The organism is Komagataeibacter oboediens, assembly GCF_018491655.1.
Classification (GTDB): Bacteria; Pseudomonadota; Alphaproteobacteria; order Acetobacterales; family Acetobacteraceae; genus Komagataeibacter; species Komagataeibacter oboediens.
In genome coordinates this window covers 50278-66107 of record NZ_JABLUU010000014.1, presented here as the reverse complement: position 1 = coordinate 66107, position 15830 = coordinate 50278, and the positions used below count along the sequence as shown (strand labels likewise).

The window sequence follows — 15830 nt, the reverse complement described above, 5'->3', positions numbered from 1 at the left end:
CGCCATCACGATGCGTCGCGCGCGGATGCGGCGGCGATGTTGCGGTCAACCTGATCCAGCAGCGCCGCATGCTGCGCGCCCCAGCGGTAGAGCATTTCCAGCGGTTCGACAAAGCGCTGTCCCAGCGCCGTCAGCCGGTATTCGACCACGGGCGGCATGACCTGCATGATCTTGCGGTCCACCAGTCCCATCCGTTCCAGGTCGCGCAGGGTCTGGGTCATCATCTTTTTCGACAGGCCGGGCAGGGCGCGCTGAAGCTGGCCGGGGCGCGAGGCACCGCCACACAGGTGCAGCGTATGCACGATCATGGTGGTCCATTTGCCCGAAAACAGCCGCAGCAGACGGCGCGGGGCACAGTCCTGCGCGAATGGCGCATGGCGGTAGGCGTCGGGCAGGGGGGCGATATCCATGGGCGGCCTCACGGGAACGTTCAGGTAACCAGGGCACGAAAAGGTGCCGGATTGTCTTTTATGGCGTTACCCGACAGCGTGTGAAGCCCACGTCATTCATGGAGGAAAAGATGTCCCACAGGGCGCTTGTCATCGGTGCGACAGGTATTGTCGGCCAGAACCTTGCCAACCGGCTGGTCGCGGAGGGCTGGGGCGTTTACGGCCTGGCGCGGCGGACCGAAAACCTGCCCGGCACAATAATACCCGTCGCGGCCGACGCGCTGGACCCGGAATCCCTGCGCACGGCGCTGGCCGGTATCGTGCCGACGCATGTATTCTTCACCACATGGACACGCCGCGACAGCGAACGTGAAAACTGCATTGCCAACAGTGCGATGCTGCGCAACGTGTTTGCCGCCCTGCCACGCCCGCACGCGCTGGTGCATGCCAGTCTGGTGACCGGGCTGAAACACTACCTTGGCCCGTTCGAGGCCTATGCGCAGGGTGCGCCGCCACAGACGCCGTTCCGTGAGAGCATGCCGCGGCTGGCGGTGGAAAATTTCTATTACAGTCAGGAAGATGTCCTGTTCGAGGTTGCAGACCGGCTGGGTATTCCATGGACGGTTCATCGCCCGCACACGGTCATCGGGTATGCGATCGGCAACCTCATGAACATGGGTACGACACTGGCGGCCTATGCCACGCTGTGCCGCGAGACGGGGCTGCCCTTCGTTTTCCCCGGATCGCCCGCGCAGTGGAACGGTCTGACGGACGTGACCGACGCCCGCCAGCTTGCCAGCCAGATCCTGTGGGCGGCCAGCGGCCCCGCCGGGCACAACCGGGCGTTCAATGTGGTCAATGGCGACGTGTTCCGCTGGAAATGGCTGTGGGGCGAACTGGCCGCCTGGTTCGGCATTGACGCCGCCCCCTATCCCGGTCACGCCACGTCACTGGAACACATGCTGGCGGACAGGGGCGGACAATGGGCGGACATCGCCCGCCGGCACGGCCTGCGGGAAGAAGTGCTGCACCGTCTGGCATCGCCATGGCACACGGATGCCGACCTGGGCCGCCCCGTCGAATGCGTGACCGACATGAGCCTGAGCCGCAAACTCGGCTTCACCGGCTACCGCTACACGCCTGATTCCTTCTTCGACCTGTTCGACCGCCTGCGCGCCGAACGCTATATTCCCTGACCGCGCGGACTGTAACCGCTGCTACCGCAGCACAGTCCGCCTGCCGTGTCCGGATGCGCCCGCCCGCTTCAGTGACGGGCGCATCGGGCTCATGCGGTCCGTGGCCATGAACGGCATCAGGGAAACACTGTCTTTTCGCAAAAGACAGCGTGCGGAAACTGTTCCTGTATCTTTCTTAAAAATGCCGTCTGGCAAAGCTTTTTTCGGGAAGCTCTGAAAGACATCGCCTGTTTGAAAAAAGGCGACACCCAAAAAACTTTTTTCTGTTCTTCATGAATGGTGTCTTTAAAAAAAATCTTCAGTGATCATTCTGAAATGAATCAGTTACGGAAATAAAATTTTATGGGCGCTGCCTATTTTAAATAAAGGCAGCGTTACTGAAATATGTTTTCATAAAAACCATCACCAGAAACGTCTGGTTACACGCAGTATATGACGACAGGCTCAGCCATTTTCACTACGGAACTTTGAAATGATGCGGTAGATGGTCGCCTTGTGTACGCTGAACTGTTCGGCAATATCCGCAATCGGCAGGCCGTCCTGCGTTGCCATTTTGTATATTTCCGCATTATCCGCCGGGCTCAGCTTGGACGGGCGGCCCATATGGATGCCACGCTGGCGAGCCTGCATGCGGCCTGCCGTCGTGCGTTCGCGGATCAGCGCGCGTTCAAAATCGGCGATGCCTGCAAATACCGTCATGACAATACGGCCTTCGGGTGATGTCGTATCCGCCCATGGTTCACGGATGGAACGTAGCCCCGCACCCTTCTGCCGCAGGCTTTCCGCGATCTCCAGCAGGTGCTGTGTCGAACGGGCAAGACGGTCAAGGCGATAGACGATCACGATGTCGCCCGTACGGGCGACCTGCAGAAGGCGTGTCAGCCCGGGGCGTTCCTTTTCTTCCTCCGGCAGGGGGTCTTCATAAATGGTTTCGCAGCCTTCGTCATGCAAATGCCACACTTGCTCCTCAAGTGTGCACTCGTCCGTACCTGCACGCGCATAACCGATCAGCATCTTATCTTCAGATCACAATTAAATTTCAATTACATATGTAGTCAAAAATCGAACAACTGAACAGACATCGCGGCGATGTCACAAGACGTTCACATTTTCTTCTCATGGCAGGATGCAGAGCTAAGGAATAAATTCCCAGTATTCAATTAAAAAAGCATTTATTCCCTAGGGTCGAAATAAGTTGCATTACTGTTGCAATATATGTATAAGCCCAAAATTATCGAAACATTAAGACTTTTGCGAAATCAGGATAACATAATTAATGGGACGCCGAACGGACGATGAACGTCGAGTCCTGACCAGTCGGGATACGGATCAGGAAATTCGCGGTGGTTTTTTTGTCTTGCGGCATGCCCTGGTGGAGGTCGCACGGAATGCGTCGGCGTTTCACACCCATCACCATGCATCCGAACGCCCGGTGGTCGGGGCGGATAGATGGCTGCGTGCATCACTGAGCGATATCGCCAGCAGCTGCCAGCGCGACTATGTGCTGCGTGGTGGCACGATGGAATTTGAAAGTTCCGGCACGCTTCATATCCTGTGGGTGCGCATTGCGGTCAGGGCAGGCGGGGGCCATCTGATTTTTGGCCCGAAATTACCGGATTCCGGCCTGCTGCTGGTTGATGTCACGCTGGAGGAGGACGCCCCGGGCGCCGTCTCCATCACGTTCCGCGATGTCGCCAGCCTGAGCGTCACCTATGACGCCGAAACGGATATCACCCTGATCGGGCTGCTCAGTGGTGCCTCGAACGAACTGGACTGCAATGCATGGGCCGTAGTCCGGTTTCTGGGAAATGTCTGTGGCCTGCCCGATGAATGCAGCGAGGCCATACCCGGACAGCACGGCGGCGCGCCGCTGCACATCCGGCACTATACGGCCGGCGAAACGCACGAAATCTGCATTGTCGTGAAAAAATAGAAATTCCTGAATACTGTTGATGGACATGAACCAGAACACGCCGCTTTTCCTTCGTCCCCATCATTCTTTATCCGGAACAAATGCGCTGCAGGTCATGCATGGCGCGGCGGACGCCATTGTGGTGATTGACGAACGCAACAGGATCGTCTTCTTCAACGCCGCGGCCGAAAACCTGTGGGGATATACGCAGTCCGATGTGATCGGGCAGAATGTCAGCATGCTGCTGCCTGCGGGCATGCGTGCCGACCATGATGCCTTCATCAATCGCAACCGCAGTACCGGCGTCAATACCATTATCGGCACATCGCGCGAAATCCGGTTTGAAAACAGGGCAGGGGAGTACGTGGCGGGCGAACTCGCCCTGTCCATGGTCACGCTGCGGCCTGACAACCGGAAATATTACATGGCCACCATCAAGGACATGACCGGCGATGGCCGCCGCCGGAACCTGCAGGGCCTGCAGAACACGGTATTCCGCGCCCTTTCAACCGACATGACGATCCAGGATGTGGCTGACCTGATCTGCCGCGAGACGGAAACATTCGTACCCGACACCGCCGCCGTGCTGATGCTGGTGGCCCCGGACGGACGTCTGCGCATCCTGTCGGGTGCAGGGTTCCCGCGCCGGTATGCCGCCGCCCTTGAAAACGTCACGCTGTCGGACGCCGACCGCGCGATCCTTGTCCGTGACCCGTCCCGTGCGGGGGCGATGGTATGGGAAAGCTATTACTCGCTGGCCCTCTCGCTCGGGCTGCATCACTGCCGCGCCACGGCCACCGTGTCACCTGCGGGGAAGGTGACGGGCATCTTCGCACTGTTCTTCCGCAATCCCGGCCCGGTATCCGACTGGGCGGAAACGGTTGTCAGCGGGTGCGTGCCGTTCTGCGGCGTGGTGATCGAACAGTACGAAGCCCGCCAGCATATCGCGCAACTGGCCAGTTACGATCCGCTGACCGGTTTCCTCAACCGTTCCGCAGTGCAGGCTGTCCTTGACAAACTGGTGGGACAGCCGGGGGACCACCAGTTTGCCGTGCTGGTACTCAATGTTGACCGGTTCCGTGACATCAATGAAGCCCTCGGGCACGCCAATGGCGATGTGCTGCTCAAAACACTGGCCACCCGCATGCGCGCGCTCACGCGCCACGACCATGTCCTGTGCCGTTCCAGCGCCGATGAGTTCATCATCGTCCTGCCCGAAACCCGTCAGGACGAAGCGATGCGCCGTGTCCACACCCTGCTGGACGGACTGGCGCAGCCCGTCAACGTCAGCGGCAATCACATCACGCCGTCGCTGAGCGTGGGGATCAGCATGTTCCCCGATACCGGGCCGGACAGTGAAACCCTGATCGGGCTGGCGGAAACCGCCATGCGGCAGGCCAAGGAAACCGCGCGCGGCACCTGCCGCATCGCAACGCCCGCCGGGCATGGCACGGCGCGGGGGCGGCTGCTGGCGGGGCCGGCGCTGCGTGAAACGCTGGCGCGCGGGCTACTGCACCTGCATTACCAGCCGCAGGTCCGCGCGCGGTCGGGACAGCTTTATGGCGTGGAGGCACTGGCACGGTGGCACCACCCGCTTCTGGGCAATATCTTTCCGTCGCGCTTCATGGCGGTGGTGGAAGAGACCGGTCAGGCCGAAATCATCGGCACATGGTCGCTGGAGGAAGCCTGCCGCCAGATCGTGGCATGGGAACGCGACGGGGTTCATGTGCCGACCGTTGCGGTCAACCTGTCCGCCGGGCAGTTCCGTGAACGCAGCCTGCCCGAAACCATTTCCCGGATGCTGGACGCCCACGACCTCGGGCCGCAGCGCCTGACGCTGGAAATTACCGAAAGCGTCATGATGGATGAAAACGAGGACACGATGGCGGTCCTGCGCGCCATTCGCACGCTTGGGGTCGGCCTGTCCATTGATGATTTCGGCACCGGCTTTTCCAGCCTGTCACGGCTGGCGCGCCTGCCGCTAAGCGAAATCAAGATCGACCACAGCTTCATCATGAACCTTGAACACAATGCCAATGCACAGGCGCTGACAACGGCGGTGGTTGGCATGGGCGGCATGCTGGGCATGACGGTGGTGACCGAGGGGGTCGAAACCGAAGCCCAGAAGGCGCTGCTGGAAAACCTGCAGTGCGACGTGATGCAGGGCTACCTGTTTTCCCGGCCACTGGCCGCCGCCGAACTGGCGCGCTGGGTCCGTGACCGGCAGGAACAGCAACATGAAATATAAAAACTGAACAGATTCATACAGTCATAATAAAAAAGGTGCGGAGATGGGTAAGGAAGTTTTCCCCGTAACAGAAGAGAATGTCAATTCCGGCATCTGTATGGACATGCTGGAACAGGCGCGCGATGGCGTCATCATCATTGATGACAGGAACTGCATCGTCTTTTTCAACCACGCGGCGGAAAAGCTGTGGGAATATACGGCAGACGAGGTCATGGGCCGCAATGTCAAATGCCTGGTACCGACGGAATACCGCAGCCAGCATGACGGCTTCATCGCGCATAACCGTGAAACGGGCATCAACCGCATTGTCGGCACATCGCGCGAGATCACGTTCGAAAGCAAAAGCGGCGATTACGTTTCGGCCGAGATGTCCATTTCAACCGCGCTGATCGGGCCGGACAAGAAACGCTACTACATGGCCTTCATGAAGGGGGTCACGGAAGAAAGCCACCGCCGGAAACTGCTGGACCTGCAGAACACGGTCTTCCGATCCCTTTCGGGTGACATGCTGATACAGGACGTTGCCGACCTGGTGTGCCAGGGGGTGGAGGAATTCGTGCCCAATTCGGTGGCCGTGCTCATGCTGCTGACATCGGACCATACGCTGCAGATCCTGTCCGGGTCGGGGCTGCCGCGCCGGTTTGCAACGGCGCTGGAACACATGACGCTGACGGAAGCCGATATCACAGCACTTGCCAATGATCTGGATGAAGCCAGTTCGGTGGTATGGGAAAGCTATCGCTCGCTGGGGATCTCGCTCGGGCTGCATGACTGCTGGGCTTCGGCCATCAGGGCGCCGAACGGAAAGATATCGGGTATTCTGGCACTGTATTCGCGCAACCAGCACAAGGTCGCGGAATGGCCACGGAAAATCGTGTCGGGCGCCGTGCCGTTCTGCGGTGTCGTGATCGAACAGTATGAGGCCCGTCAGCATATTTCGCAACTGGCGAATTACGATCCGCTGACCGGCTTCCTCAACCGCACTTCGCTGCACAAGGTGCTGCGGAACATGATCAGCCAGCCGGGCGACAACCACTTCGCCGTGCTGCTGCTGGACCTTGACCGCTTCCGCGACATCAACGACGCTCTGGGACATGTGCAGGGGGACACGTTCCTGAAGGTCATTGCCGAACGGCTGAAAAAGCTGTGTCGCAGCAACTATGTCCTCAGCCGCTCGGGCGGGGATGACTTTGTCATTGTCATTCCCAACGCCACGGCGGACATGGCGGTCGATTTCACCAAGACGATCATCAACGCCATGCAGCGCCCGCTGGATGTCGCGGGCAACCAGCTTTCCGCATCCTTCAGCACGGGCATCGCAACCTTTCCCGAGAACGGGCCGGATGGTGAATCCCTGATCAGCCATGCCGAAGTGGCCATGCGCCAGGCCAAGAAGGAGGCGCGTGGCAGCTACCGGCTGGTCAGCACGATCGACAGCAAGGATGCGCAGGACCGGCTGGTTCTGGGCAGCGCGCTGCGGGATTCCCTGTCCAAGGGGCTGCTGAACCTGCATTACCAGCCCCAGATCGAAGCCCGGACGGGGCAGATATATGGCGTGGAGGCCCTGGCGCGGTGGAACCATCCCACGCTGGGCAACATCTTTCCCTCCCGCTTCATTGCCGTGGCGGAGGAGACGGGACAGATCGAGGCGATCGGCCGGTGGTCGCTGGAGGAAGCCTGCCGCCAGATCGTGGCATGGGAACGCGATGGCGTGCACATACCCGTCGTATCGGTCAACCTGTCGGCGGCGCATTTCCACAACCGCGGCCTTGTGCCCATGATTGCCGCGCTGCTGGACAAATACGGGCTGGCGCCTGAACGCCTGACGGTTGAAATTACCGAAAGCGTGATGATGGAGGAAAGCGAGGAGACGATGAATGTCCTCGCCGCCATCCGCAAGCTGGGGGTGGGCCTGTCCATGGATGACTTCGGCACCGGATTTTCCAGCCTGTCGCGCCTGACCCGCCTGCCGCTGACGGAAATCAAGATCGACCGCAGCTTCATCATGAACCTTGAACACGACGCGAATGCGCAGGCCGTCACCACCGCCGTCATCGGGATCGGCAACCGGCTGGGCATGACGGTCGTGACCGAAGGGGTGGAAACGGAAGCGCAGTACGACCTGCTGGAAAGCCTGCACTGCGATGTGCTGCAGGGCTATCTGTTTGCCCGCCCCATGTCGGCCACCGACCTGGAAGCATGGGCCCGCCAGCCCCGCCTGCTCATGCCCGCCATGACCAGAAAGCCCGATCAGGGCCAGTCCTGACCAGCCACAACACGACTGCCTGCCGGGGGAAATATATCCCCCGGCAGCCGGCCCGCAGCATGCGGTCCTGCCACGGCGCACCCGGCGGGGCAGGGGACCGCGGGACTGCTCACCCGGAAATCCCGTTTTTTATCAAACTATCCGCGCCATGGATCATTACCCTTCATGAACACGCCATCGCGGCCCACGCCGCCACCGGGCGGGGACACGGCCTGCCGGACAGGCAGGACGGGCCGCCATGGCGCCCCCCGGACCCATGCATGAAGCGGAGACACCACCATGAACAGGACAGTCCTCATTACCGGCGCCGGATCGGGTTTTGGCCGGGAAATCGCCCTGCGGCTGGCGGCACGCCAGTGGACGGTCATCGCAGGCGTGCAGATCCCCTCGCAGATATTCGCCCTGCATGCCGAAGCCGAACGGCGCGGCGTGCAACTGCAGGTTGAAAAACTGGATGTGACCAATGCGGCGGACCGTGACCGCTTCAGCGAAGTGGATGTTGACGTTCTGCTCAATAACGCGGGCATTGGCGAAGGCGGGTCCATGGTGGACATACCCGAAGCGGCGTTACGCCGGCAGTTCGAGGTCAACGTGACTGGCCCGGTAATGCTGACACAGGCCATCGCCAGACGCATGGTAGCGCGCCGGGCGGGGAAAATCGTTTTCATGTCCTCCTGCGCGGGACTGACCTCGGACCCGTTTACCGGGGCCTATTCCGCATCCAAACACGCCATCGAGGCCATTGCCGAAGCACTGGGCAAGGAACTGCAGGAATTCAGCGTGGCGGTGGCCACCATCAACCCCGGCCCGTTCCTGACGGGGTTCAATGACCGGATTTTCGATTCATGGAAAAACTGGCCCACCGAACGGGAGGATACGCTGTTTGATTATGAACGGATCGCCTATCCATACAAACAGTTCGATATCGAACCCGTGGTCGAGACGACGATTGGCGTGATCGAAGGCACGATCGACAGCTACCGCAATGTTGAACCGAAACAGAATGCCGCCATGCAGCGCCAGCAGATGGATGCTGCATGGACCAGAAAATCCAGCGAGAACCTGGGCAGGCGCTTCGCAATGGTCCAGACCGCCTACGACATGCAGCCCGCCACGCCGGCGGATGAATAGCGGACAGCCCGCCGGACAGTCGGGCAGACACGCCCGGTGCAGGAAACCGCCACCCCGCAACCCGTCAGGGACCGGTTTGCCCCCGGCCACCCGCAGGTAGGTGACGGGGGCCACATATCCCCGCCGGGACGACCGGGGCAGGGCGCTGGTGCCATCCTCCCCGGAACATGGGCTGGATACATACCTCACCTGCCCTGCGCGGGCATGGCCGCTGTCCGGTTCAGGCCAGCTGGTAGATCACGCTTTCCCACGGGCGCAGCGCTATGGTGCCGTCCGTTACCGGGGCCGGGGGCGTCATGTTGCCGATCAGGCACTGCGTGGCACGCAGCCCCGCGGGCAGGGTGAAGGATGCCGCGCTGTCGGAAAAATTCAGCACGACCACCGCTGCCGTCCCGCCATCACGGCGGGTATAGGCATAGACCTGACTGCCGGGGGGCGAGACATCCCCATACCGCCCGGCTGACAGGCAGCGCCATGCCCGGCGCAGGCGGATCATGGCGCGGTAGAAGGACAGGACGGAATCCGGGTCCGCACGTTCCGTCCGGACATTGACCTGCCGGTAATTCGGGTTGACCGCAAACCACGGCCTGTCTGCCGTGGTAAAGCCCGCATTGGGTGTGTCATCCCACTGCATGGGCGTGCGGGCGTTGTCGCGGCTGACCTGGGCCAGGTTGCGCAGGAATTCCGCAGCCGGGACGTGGCCCGACAGCACCTCGTTGCGCCAGCCATTATGGGCCTGCACGTCGTTATAGTCCTCGATCCGCCTGAAGGGGAAATTGGTCATGCCGATTTCCTGCCCCTGATAGATATAGGGCGTGCCCTTGAGCGACAGCATCATCGTGGCCAGCAGCTTGGCCGACCGCGCGCCATATTCCGGCATGCCGGAGCCATAGCGCGAGGCGGCACGGGGAAAGTCGTGGTCCTCCAGATAGACCAGCGGCCAGACATGCGGGTTGTCGTTGAAGGCGTTGTCCGCATTGAAGGCGCGCATGTCATCCAGCCTGCATGGCAGCTTGCGCCAGCCATCCGCATCCTTCAGTTGCAGGTCAAAGCGGAAGGCGGAGGTGATTTCCCCCCGCCGGTCATCGGTCATGTTGATGATCGCATCATGCGACGCCCCCCATGCCTCGCCCACGGTATACAGGTCGGTCCCGGCAAAGACATGAGTGTACATGTCATGCAGGTAGCCATCCAGCCGTGGACCCACTTCGGCAAAGGATGCCTGTCCTGCATGCTGTCCGGGCGTAAAATCCCCCATGGCCTGCGGCTTCGCCAGACTGGTGATCGCATCGAAACGGAAACCGCTGACCCCCCTTGCAGCCCAGAAGCGCAGGATGTCATACAGTTCGGCGCGGACCTTCGGGTTTTCCCAGTTCAGGTCAGGCTGCTTGCTGACAAAGGTATGCAGGTAGTACTGCCCCGTCGCCGCATCGAACTGCCATGCCGATCCCGCGCCAAAGGCCGCCTTCCAGTTATTGGGCGGCCCGCCATCCCGTCCGTCGCGCCAGATATAGTAATCCCGGTACGGACTGGTGCGTGAACTGCGGCTTTTGACAAACCATTCATGCTCGTCGCTGGTATGGTTGAACACCATGTCCAGTATGACATGAATGCCGCGCGCCTTTGCCCGCGCCATGAAGCGGTCGAAATCCGCCATGGTGCCGAAATCTGGCATGATCCGGCGGTAATCGCGCACGTCGTAGCCGTTATCGGCATTGGGGGAGTCAAAGCAGGCGGCAACCCAGACCGCCCCGATGCCCAGATCGGCCAGATGGTCCACCCGTTCGGCCATGCCCACGAAATCCCCGATCCCGTCGCCATTGCCATCGCAGAAGGAGCGGGGATAGATCTCGTATGCCACGACATCCTTCCACCATGCCGTGGTCGTGCCGGCACGCGCCCGTGCTGCGGCGGGTGTCAGGAACAATGCGGTTCCAAGCAGGCGGGTCATATCCCGGCGGGTCAGGTCCATGTCGTGCGTTTCCTGTCCTGATCAGTTATTGTGTGGTGCAGCCGAGCCCGGCAGGCGCTGGCGCAGGCTGTCGATCGCCATGGCAAAGGCGGTCAGCAGGTCCGCATCAACACAGACCGTCCCGCCCGACAGGCGGATGAAGCCTTCGGTCATGGCGTTCTGCACCATGCCTTCGGAATGCACGATCAGGCCATCGGCATCTTCCATGCCGCCGCTGCCGCCTGTTCCCTGCCGTTCACGCAGCGCATCGCCCCATGCCCGGCTGCGGTATTCCGCCACCTTGCGCGGATAGGGCCGCCCGTCCACGGTGTACCCCGCCAGCATCTTGCCCTGTGCCGCCATGTACCCGATCTCGACCGCGGTGCCGGGGTCCATGTCGGCTGCACGACGGAAGGGGTCCAGACAGAACACGCCCGCGTCGCACCCGTCCATCAGGTCACGGTCAAGGCGGGCGATCAGCAGGCTGGTTTCCGCACCGGGGGCCAGCGCGTCCACCTCGGCCTGCCCGTCAAAGGGGCAGACACCTTCCAGCCCGGCGGCGGTGCAGATATCCTTCATCGCGCGGAACAGTTCGGCGGCTGCGGGTCGGAAAACCGTATCGCCCGCCAGATAGATACGCGGCGCGCGGGTCGTCTTGGGCTGGGTGGTCATGTAGGATCCTGCCTGTTCGTTATGGATGAATAATAATAAATCCGTTCCTGCCTGTATCGCCTTTTCCGCCGGGCCGTGGTCCCATTGGCCGGAATGCCACATGCAGGGATGCGTATTTTTTCCATGGAGCCATCATGAAAATCATTATCGACACCGACCCGGGGCAGGACGATGCCCTGACCATCCTGCTCGCGCTGGCCAGTCCCGAGATCGAACTGCTGGGCGTCACCACGGTCGCGGGCAACGTGCCGCTGGCCCAGACCACCGAAAACGCGCTCAAGACCCTCGACCTTGCAGGCCGCCCCGACATTCCGGTGCATGCCGGCGCCGACCGCCCGCTGCTGCGCCCGGGCGTGACCGCAACCCACGTGCATGGCCGCACCGGGTTTGAAGGTGTCGACCTGCCGCCACCCGGGCGGCCTGCAACGCCGGGACATGCGGTGGATTTCATTATCCGCACGGTCATGGACAACCCGCCGGGCGCCATCACGCTGTGCACCATTGGCCCGCTGACCAATATCGCCCTTGCACTGGCGCGTGAGCCACGCCTGCGTGAACGGATCGGCCGGATCGTGATGATGGGCTGCGCCTTTTCCGAAGTGGGGAACATTACCCCGGCCGCCGAATTCAATGTCTATGTCGATCCCCATGCAGCGGAAATGGTGTTCGCCTCCGGTGTGCCGATTGTGGTGTTCCCGCTGGATGTGACGCATCAGCTGCATACCAGCGCGGCCCGGCTGGAACGCATTGCGGCCATTCCCAACCGGATCGGCCCGGTCGTCGCGGCATGGCTGCGATTTGAAAAACGCTTCGAGGCCACGAAATACGGCACGGATGGCGGCCCCCTGCATGATCCCAACACGGTTGTCTGGCTGCTGAAGCCCGAACTGTATCGCGGGCGGCAGGTCAACGTACAGATTGAAACGGGCAGCCCCCTGACCATGGGCATGAGCGTGGTTGACTGGTGGGGCGTAGGTACCGCGCCCCCCAATGCCGTGTTCATGCGCGAGGTGGATGTGGAGGGCGTATACGACCTGGTGGTGGAACGCCTGTCGCGGTTCTAGCGCCGGGTACGGGCGGCGGGATGTCCCTGCCGCCCGGCCTGGTTGGTCAGCGCGGCCGCAGGGCAGGGCGTTCGACATAGCGGCCCGCGCCGCGTGTCGCGCGCAGATCGCCATCGTCCCACACCAGTCGGCCCGCGCTTATGGTGCGGCGGGCAAGTCCGGTTACGGTCATGCCTTCATAAATGTTGTAATCCACATTCTGGTGGTGGGTGCGCGCCGAAATGGTGCGCGTGCCCTGCGGGTCCCACAGCACCAGGTCCGCATCCGCGCCCACGGCAATGCAGCCCTTGCGCGGCAGCATGTTGAAGATCCGCGCCGTGTTGGTGGAGGTGATTGCCACGAATTCTTCCGCACTCAGCCGCCCCGTCGCCACGCCATGGTGCCACAGGATGCTCATGCGGTCCTCGATGCCGGGAACACCATTGGGGATATGGGTAAAATTGGTGCGGCCCTTTTCCTTCTGCCCCGCACAGAAGCAGCAGTGGTCGGTTGCGGTGGTCTGCAACTGCCCCGATGTCAGGCCCGCCCACAGCGCATGCTGGTGGTGTTTCGGGCGGAAGGGGGGGCTCATGACAAAGCGGGATGCGGTCAGCCAGTCGGGGTCTGAATACACGCTGTCGTCAAACACCAGGTGCTGCGGCAGGACCTCGCCATACACGCGCTGTCCGCGCATGCGGGCGTCGGCAATGGCGTGGGCCGCCTCGGCGGTGGAGACATGGACGATATAAACCGGCGCATCCAGCAGGCCGGCCAGTGCGATCACGCGCTGGGCTGCCTCGCCCTCCACCATGGGCGGGCGGGATGCGGGATGCGCGTCCGGGCCGGTGCGGCCTTCCGCCAGCATCTGCGCCTGCATGTAGGCCACGGCGTCGCCATTTTCCGCATGGACGGTGCACAGCGCGCCCAGTTCCCCCGCACGGCGGATGGAATGCAGCAGTACGTCGTCATCCACCATCAGCGCATTCTTGTACGCCATGAAGTGCTTGAACGAATTGACACCGCACTCATTCACCAGCGTTCCCATGTCACGATGAACCTGATCGTCCCAATGGGTCACCGCCACGTGGAAGGAATAGTCGGACGCCGCCTTTTCCGCCTTTACCCGCCATGCCTTCCATGCCTCCAGCAGTGACGTGCCGGCGTCGGGAATGACAAAATCGATGATGCTGGTCGTACCCCCCGCCAGTGCTGCCGCCGTACCGGTATAGAAATCCTCGCTGGCGACCGTGCCCATGAAGGGCATTTCCATATGGGTATGCGGGTCGATGCCGCCGGGCATGACCAGCAGGCCGTCCGCCTCCACCACCGTGCACCCGGCGGGCGTGTCGATTTCGGGCGCGATCGCGGCAATGCGCCCGTCATCGCCGCACAGTATGTCGGCCCTGAACGTCCGTTCGGCTGTGACAATCGTACCGCCCCTGACATGAAGCATGATCGTCTTCCTCCTGTTCTGGTATTGCGCATTCGAAACGGGGTTGTCATTCCATATCGGGACCGTATTGTTATTCTGACTTGGCGGTCAAGATTATATCTTCCCGCGACGGACCAAAAAGGAATCCCCATGCCGGACAGTATCGATCGCATGGACAGCCACCTGGTGAACGAGGATCTTGCCCCCGTGCGGGCCCGAAGCTGGGGATGGTTCGATTACGTCTCGTTATGGATGTCCAACGTGCACAGCGTGGGCGGATACGTGACGGCGGGCAGCCTGTTCGCTGTCGGGCTGCCGGCGGGGGACGTGTTCATCGCCCTTGTCGCCGGTATCATGATCGTGCAGGTGATCTGTAACCTGGCGGGACGGCCCAGCTTTGAATCCGGTGCGCCCTATCCGGTCATGGCGCGCATGGCCTTTGGCGTGCGCGGCGCCGTGGTGCCCGCGCTGGTACGCGGCGTCATTGCGGTGGGGTGGTACGGTATCCAGACATGGCTTGCGTCAAACGCGGTGCTGATCCTGCTGCTGCGGCAGTGGCCCGCGCTGGCGCCATGGGCGGACGTGCGGCTGCATGGCCTGCTGGGCCTGTCCACGCTGGGGTGGGGGGCATTCCTGCTGCTGTGGGGCATTCAGGCGGCGGTTTTCTGGCGCGGCATGGAAACGATCCGCCGGTTCATCGACTGGGCCGGGCCGGTGATCTATGTCGTCATGATCGCGCTGGATGGCTGGCTGCTGTGGAAGGCGGGTGGCCACATATCGCTGGATGTATTTGACGCGCCGCCCCACGGCATGGGGTGGCGGCTGCTGGGCATTGTCAACGCCATGGCGCTGATCGTGGCCTATTTTTCGCCCATTGCGCTGAATTTCGGGGATTTTGCGCGGTACGGCGTCAGCATGCGTGACATCCGGCGCGGCAATTTCTGGGGGCTGCCGGTCAATTTCTTCGGTTTTTCCGTACTGACGCTGGTGACGATCGTGCTGACGCGCCCGGTCTTTGGCCGCGTGATCCTGGACCCGGTGGAAACCGTGGCCCAGATCGACAGCCCGACCGCCGTGGCCATAGGGGTGCTGACCTTCGTCACCGCCACGGCGGGGATCAATATCGTGGCCAATTTCGTCTCGGCCGCGTTTGATTTCTCCAATCTCGCACCGCACGCCATAAGCTGGCGCGGGGGGGGACTGATCGCGGCCGTGGGCGCGCTGGTGGTCACGCCATGGAACCTGTATGCCCGGCCCGAACTGATTCACCTGACGCTGGACATACTGGGCACGTTCATCGGGCCGCTGACGGGCGTGCTGCTGGCGGATTACTATGGCGTGCACAGGGCGCGCACGGATACCGCCGCCCTGTATACCGCCAGCCCGCAGGCGCCATACTGGTACCGCAACGGCGTCAACCTCACGGCCATGGCCAGCCTGCTGTTTTCGGTCCTATGCGGGCTGGGGCTGGTGTTTGTTCCCGTATTCGCACCGGTGCGCAACCTGTCGTGGTTCGTGGGCTTCGGCTGCGCGGTCGCAAGCCACCTGGCCCTGTCACGCCCTGGCGCACGCGGGAACTGACCGTCCGGC

At 62.0% G+C, this 15830-nt stretch carries 13 protein-coding genes; 7 read left to right on the top strand and 6 right to left on the bottom strand.

What is annotated here, in order from left to right:
- Positions 1-5 precede the first annotated feature (5 nt).
- Complete coding sequence (locus tag HNO79_RS11795; RefSeq protein ID WP_010514442.1) at positions 6-410, bottom strand: winged helix-turn-helix transcriptional regulator; 405 nt, start codon at positions 408-410, stop codon at positions 6-8.
- Between the two features lie 110 nt (positions 411-520).
- Between HNO79_RS11795 and HNO79_RS11790 the strand changes: the two genes are divergently transcribed.
- Positions 521-1585, top strand: coding sequence for an SDR family oxidoreductase (locus tag HNO79_RS11790; protein ID WP_214165509.1), 1065 nt, complete (start codon positions 521-523; stop codon positions 1583-1585).
- A 444-nt stretch (positions 1586-2029) separates the two neighbouring features.
- Here the strand turns inward: HNO79_RS11790 and HNO79_RS11785 are convergent, their stop codons facing one another.
- The gene (locus HNO79_RS11785; protein WP_010514446.1) at positions 2030-2599 is read right to left on the bottom strand and encodes a recombinase family protein; all 570 of its coding nucleotides are present in this window, start codon (positions 2597-2599) and stop codon (positions 2030-2032) included.
- A 262-nt stretch (positions 2600-2861) separates the two neighbouring features.
- Between HNO79_RS11785 and HNO79_RS11780 the strand changes: the two genes are divergently transcribed.
- The 3 genes from HNO79_RS11780 to HNO79_RS11770 are packed head-to-tail and all read left to right on the top strand — an operon-like array spanning position 2862 to position 8011.
- Positions 2862-3518, top strand: coding sequence for a hypothetical protein (locus HNO79_RS11780; protein ID WP_214165508.1), 657 nt, complete (start codon positions 2862-2864; stop codon positions 3516-3518).
- Positions 3519-3543: 25 nt separating this feature from the next.
- Positions 3544-5745, top strand: coding sequence for an EAL domain-containing protein (locus tag HNO79_RS11775; RefSeq protein ID WP_244987529.1), 2202 nt, complete (start codon positions 3544-3546; stop codon positions 5743-5745).
- Positions 5746-5788: 43 nt separating this feature from the next.
- Positions 5789-8011, top strand: a complete 2223-nt coding sequence (locus tag HNO79_RS11770; RefSeq protein ID WP_010514449.1) for an EAL domain-containing protein — start codon at positions 5789-5791, stop codon at positions 8009-8011.
- A gap of 137 nt (positions 8012-8148) precedes the next feature.
- Here HNO79_RS11770 and HNO79_RS11765 read toward each other — a convergent pair whose 3' ends face one another.
- Complete coding sequence (locus HNO79_RS11765; protein WP_214165506.1) at positions 8149-8292, bottom strand: hypothetical protein; 144 nt, start codon at positions 8290-8292, stop codon at positions 8149-8151.
- Between HNO79_RS11765 and HNO79_RS11760 the strand changes: the two genes are divergently transcribed.
- Positions 8291-9142: an SDR family oxidoreductase gene (locus HNO79_RS11760; RefSeq protein WP_214165505.1), complete on the top strand. Its 852-nt coding sequence runs from the start codon at positions 8291-8293 to the stop codon at positions 9140-9142. The two genes, HNO79_RS11765 and HNO79_RS11760, sit on opposite strands and share 2 nt — an antisense overlap.
- Positions 9143-9362: 220 nt before the next feature.
- Here HNO79_RS11760 and HNO79_RS11755 read toward each other — a convergent pair whose 3' ends face one another.
- Both HNO79_RS11755 and HNO79_RS11750 read right to left on the bottom strand, forming a co-directional pair.
- Positions 9363-11114 (bottom strand): alpha-glucosidase, encoded by a 1752-nt coding sequence (locus tag HNO79_RS11755; RefSeq protein ID WP_214165504.1) that lies wholly within the window; start codon positions 11112-11114, stop codon positions 9363-9365.
- A 21-nt stretch (positions 11115-11135) separates the two neighbouring features.
- On the bottom strand, positions 11136-11765 hold the full coding sequence (locus tag HNO79_RS11750; RefSeq protein WP_029329478.1) for a nucleoside 2-deoxyribosyltransferase: 630 nt from the start codon (positions 11763-11765) through the stop codon (positions 11136-11138).
- A gap of 134 nt (positions 11766-11899) precedes the next feature.
- Here HNO79_RS11750 and HNO79_RS11745 point away from each other — a divergent pair, with 134 nt between their 5' ends.
- Positions 11900-12829, top strand: coding sequence for a nucleoside hydrolase (locus tag HNO79_RS11745; protein ID WP_048855450.1), 930 nt, complete (start codon positions 11900-11902; stop codon positions 12827-12829).
- A 46-nt stretch (positions 12830-12875) separates the two neighbouring features.
- On the opposite strand, the gene hydA is transcribed toward HNO79_RS11745, so the two are convergent.
- Positions 12876-14261, bottom strand: a complete 1386-nt coding sequence (hydA, locus tag HNO79_RS11740) for a dihydropyrimidinase (protein ID WP_200409201.1) — start codon at positions 14259-14261, stop codon at positions 12876-12878.
- Positions 14262-14390: 129 nt separating this feature from the next.
- Here hydA and HNO79_RS11735 point away from each other — a divergent pair, with 129 nt between their 5' ends.
- Complete coding sequence (locus HNO79_RS11735) at positions 14391-15821, top strand: NCS1 family nucleobase:cation symporter-1 (RefSeq protein WP_214165503.1); 1431 nt, start codon at positions 14391-14393, stop codon at positions 15819-15821.
- Positions 15822-15830 lie beyond the last annotated feature (9 nt).